This is a genomic window from Janibacter hoylei PVAS-1 (genome assembly GCF_000297495.1).
Classification (GTDB): domain Bacteria; phylum Actinomycetota; class Actinomycetes; order Actinomycetales; family Dermatophilaceae; genus Janibacter; species Janibacter hoylei.
In genome coordinates this window covers 1-2919 of the sequence record NZ_ALWX01000101.1, presented here as the reverse complement: position 1 = coordinate 2919, position 2919 = coordinate 1, and the positions used below count along the sequence as shown (strand labels likewise).

The following is a 2919-nucleotide window of genomic DNA, read 5'->3' as shown; positions in this document are numbered from 1 at the left end:
CAGCATTCCTCAAGGTCGTCGATAGCTGATCGGATAGCGACAATACCAGCGCACCGCCCACAGGATCACATCACCCTGGAAATGGCGCCACTTGAAATCCGTCATCGTTCCGTCCGTCCAATCTCCGCCAAGCATGCTCAAGCTTCACGATTTTTGCAACAGAGCCCACACGAGTATTGAGCATAGTCGAGATTGGTGCAGATCACTTCTGATATTGAACTGTCAGGAGCTGGCTGCACAACAGCCATTACGCCCAATCAACTGGTGCAGTCGTCTTCTGAAAATGACATTTGGTATCTCTCATAAACGGATGTTTTTGAGAGAACTATCTTCGGCCTTCACACGCACGAAAGGCGGCGAAGCTCCGCCGTTAATCCGTCCGCCGGAGATCTCGCCCAGGCAGGCTGAAGGCCGAGCAAGCCTGACAGGCCCGAAAAGCCCGGCACGGGCGTCGGCGGCGATGACGGCGGCGGCATTATCCAGGGTTGATGATGGAAGTGGAGGATATCGACAACCTCTCGCGCAACCAAGACATCGCGGTCGGACTGCAAGTGATCTTGAAGCCACGGGCCCGTCCCACCCCGACATGGACCTCGATGCCCGAACGGACGTTAGATTTCGAGTTCTAGGCGTTCTGCGATGAAGGTTGGATCCCAGCCGGGATTGAAAGTGTCGACGTGGGTGAATCCGAGCCGCTCGTATAGGCCACGCAGGTTCGGGTGGCAGTCGAGCCGCAGCTTGGCGCACCCCTGCGTTCGCGCGGCATGGCGGCAAGCCTCGATCAGCGCGGAGCTGACACCCCGGCCCGCATGTGTCCGTCGCACCGCGAGCTTGTGCAGATATGCGGCCTCCCCCTTGAGGGCGTCGGGCCAGAACTCGGGATCCTCGGCCGACAAGGTGCAACAGCCGACGATGCCGTCGCTGCAACTCGCGACTAGGAGCTCGGATCTCAGGACGAAGGTCTCCGCGAATGTCCGGTCGATCCGCGCGACGTCCCAGGCGGGCGTTCCCTTGGCGGACATCCACGCCGCAGCGTCGTGCATCAGCCGCACAACCTCGTCGATATCACCCGAGCAGGCGACCCGAACGTTCGGAGGCTCCTCGCTGTCCATTCGCTCCCCTGGCGCGGTATGAACCGCCGCCTCATAGTGCAGTTTGATCCTGACGAGCCCAGCATGTCTGCGCCCACCTTCGCGGAACCTGACCAGGGTCCGCTAGCGGGCGGCCGGAAGGTGAATGCTAGGCATGATCTAACCCTCGGTCTCTGGCGTTGCGACTGCGAAATTTCGCGAGGGTTTCCGAGAAGGTGATTGCGCTTCGCAGATCTCCAGGCGCGTGGGTGCGGACGTAGTCAGCGCCATTGCCGATCGCGTGAAGTTCCGCCGCAAGGCTCGCTGGACCCAGATCCTTTACAGGAAGGCCAACGGTGGCGCCCAAGAAGGATTTCCGCGACACCGAGACCAATAGCGGAAGCCCCAACGCCGACTTCAGCTTTTGAAGGTTCGACAGCACGTGCAGCGATGTTTCCGGTGCGGGGCTCAAGAAAAATCCCATCCCCGGATCGAGGATGAGCCGGTCGGCAGCGACCCCGCTCCGTCGCAAGGCGGAAACCCGCGCCTCGAAGAACCGCACAATCTCGTCGAGCGCGTCTTCGGGTCGAAGGTGACCGGTGCGGGTGGCGATGCCATCCCGCTGCGCTGAGTGCATAACCACCAGCCTGCAGTCCGCCTCAGCAATATCGGGATAGAGCGCAGGGTCAGGAAATCCTTGGATATCGTTCAGGTAGCCCACGCCGCGCTTGAGCGCATAGCGCTGGGTTTCCGGTTGGAAGCTGTCGATTGAAACACGGTGCATCTGATCGGACAGGGCGTCTAAGAGCGGCGCAATACGTCTGATCTCATCGGCCGGCGATACAGGCCTCGCGTCCGGATGGCTGGCGGCCGGTCCGACATCCACGACGTCTGATCCGACTCGCAGCATTTCGATCGCCGCGGTGACAGCGCCGGCGGGGTCTAGCCGCCGGCTCTCATCGAAGAAGGAGTCCTCGGTGAGATTCAGAATGCCGAACACCGTCACCCTGCTGCGTAACATCGTTGCTGCTCCATAACATCAAACATCGACCCACGGCGTAACGCGCTTGCTGCTTGGATGCCCGAGGCATAGACTGTACAAAAAAACAGTCATAACAAGCCATGAAAACCGCCACTGCGCCGTTACCACCGCTGCGTTCGGTCAAGGTTCTGGACCAGTTGCGTGAGCGCATACGCTACTTGCATTACAGCTTACGAACCGAACAGGCTTATGTCCACTGGGTTCGTGCCTTCATCCGTTTCCACGGTGTGCGTCACCCGGCAACCTTGGGCAGCAGCGAAGTCGAGGCATTTCTGTCCTGGCTGGCGAACGAGCGCAAGGTTTCGGTCTCCACGCATCGTCAGGCATTGGCGGCCTTGCTGTTCTTCTACGGCAAGGTGCTGTGCACGGATCTGCCCTGGCTTCAGGAGATCGGAAGACCTCGGCCGTCGCGGCGCTTGCCGGTGGTGCTGACCCCGGATGAAGTGGTTCGCATCCTCGGTTTTCTGGAAGGCGAGCATCGTTTGTTCGCCCAGCTTCTGTATGGAACGGGCATGCGGATCAGTGAGGGTTTGCAACTGCGGGTCAAGGATCTGGATTTCGATCACGGCACGATCATCGTGCGGGAGGGCAAGGGCTCCAAGGATCGGGCCTTGATGTTACCCGAGAGCTTGGCACCCAGCCTGCGCGAGCAGCTGTCGCGTGGGCTCTGTTGCAAAGATTGGCGGCAGTCAGAGGTAGGCTGTCGCTCTGCGCCGATCAGGCGGCTGCTGCGAAATGGTGGTTGAGCATGCCCATGGCCTCCGTCAGCGCCGAGGGCCCAATGCCAAAAGCTCTCTCCACAAGGCG

General features: G+C 60.5%; 2 protein-coding genes and 3 pseudogenes. 1 reads left to right on the top strand and 4 read right to left on the bottom strand.

Translation table 11 applies throughout. The features are described from left to right. Positions 1–18: 18 nt before the first annotated feature. The 3 genes and pseudogenes from B277_RS17725 to sul1 all read right to left on the bottom strand — a co-directional run. Positions 19–105, bottom strand: a pseudogene (locus B277_RS17725) (IS6 family transposase); the annotation flags it as partial. A 506-nt stretch (positions 106–611) separates the two neighbouring features. Further along, positions 612–1112 carry a GNAT family N-acetyltransferase gene (locus tag B277_RS15315; protein WP_000376623.1) on the bottom strand — a complete coding sequence of 167 codons (501 nt, stop codon included), beginning with the start codon at positions 1110–1112 and terminating at the stop codon, positions 612–614. A 127-nt stretch (positions 1113–1239) separates the two neighbouring features. Further along, on the bottom strand, positions 1240–2091 hold the full coding sequence (gene sul1 / locus B277_RS15310) for a sulfonamide-resistant dihydropteroate synthase Sul1 (protein ID WP_007929940.1): 852 nt from the start codon (positions 2089–2091) through the stop codon (positions 1240–1242). Positions 2092–2192: 101 nt separating this feature from the next. Here sul1 and intI1 point away from each other — a divergent pair. Beyond that, positions 2193–2774 (top strand): annotated as a pseudogene (gene intI1, locus B277_RS15305) (class 1 integron integrase IntI1); the annotation flags it as partial. A 55-nt stretch (positions 2775–2829) separates the two neighbouring features. On the opposite strand, the pseudogene B277_RS17715 reads toward intI1, so the two are convergent. Further along, positions 2830–2919: pseudogene (locus B277_RS17715) on the bottom strand (IS6 family transposase); the annotation flags it as partial.